This window comes from Clostridium algoriphilum, assembly GCF_020443705.1.
Classification (GTDB): domain Bacteria; phylum Bacillota; class Clostridia; order Clostridiales; family Clostridiaceae; genus Clostridium_AD; species Clostridium_AD algoriphilum.
The window spans coordinates 1-726 of the sequence record NZ_JAIZZK010000118.1; the positions used below are offsets into that span (position 1 = coordinate 1).

Here is a 726-nt window from a genome sequence, read left to right on the forward strand (position 1 = left end):
TTTCTCGGGATAACAGACTCACACGACCCTATGTTTATATTGTTAGCTGAAAGATTAAAAGATATAAATATTGCACCATTAGTTATAAAAATTAATGAACCATCACACATTCCAGATATTGAATTTATTGATAAAAACTACAATGAGACAATTGACCGATTTAAGTCTATGGCTTATAAAGACTATCTCAAAACCAATCATTGGATAACATTCAAAACTACAGCATTACTTTATTTTGGAAACGAATGTACCACATGTGGTGGCACCACAAAATTACAAGTTCACCATCACACATATATTAATAAAGGTAAAGAAACATTCTCTGATGTAACTGTACTATGTGAAACATGTCATAAAAAATTCCATGATCAAAATACTATAGCACTATAAGAATATTTTGAAAGTGTTTTAGTAAAAATATAAGTGATAGATTTATCTATCACCTATATTTTTTAATGAATTATGCACCATATGTCGGTTCCCCTAACTTTTCCAGTCCCATCTATGTGAAGCGGTCTCATTCTACCTTCATATTCTAGTTACGTGTGTATAATGATTATACTCTCCTTTAGCTTGTAAACCGAAAAATGTTATTGGTAACTAAAAACAAACCCGTTGATTTTATTTTGCCCCTTTTTTTGCCCCTTATAGTTTAAAATAAATAGGGATAGATAAATATAGTTTAAAAAACAAAGTGAGCATTTAAGCCACTTTGAGGACTGTTTA

The 726-nt window shown here is 30.2% G+C and carries 1 protein-coding gene; it reads left to right on the top strand.

Going from position 1 to position 726, the window contains the following annotated elements; all coding sequences use genetic code 11:
• Positions 1–390: HNH endonuclease (locus LGK95_RS22190; RefSeq protein ID WP_226127102.1), on the top strand; the 390-nt coding region annotated here is incomplete at its 5' end.
• Positions 391–726: the final 336 nt, after the last annotated feature.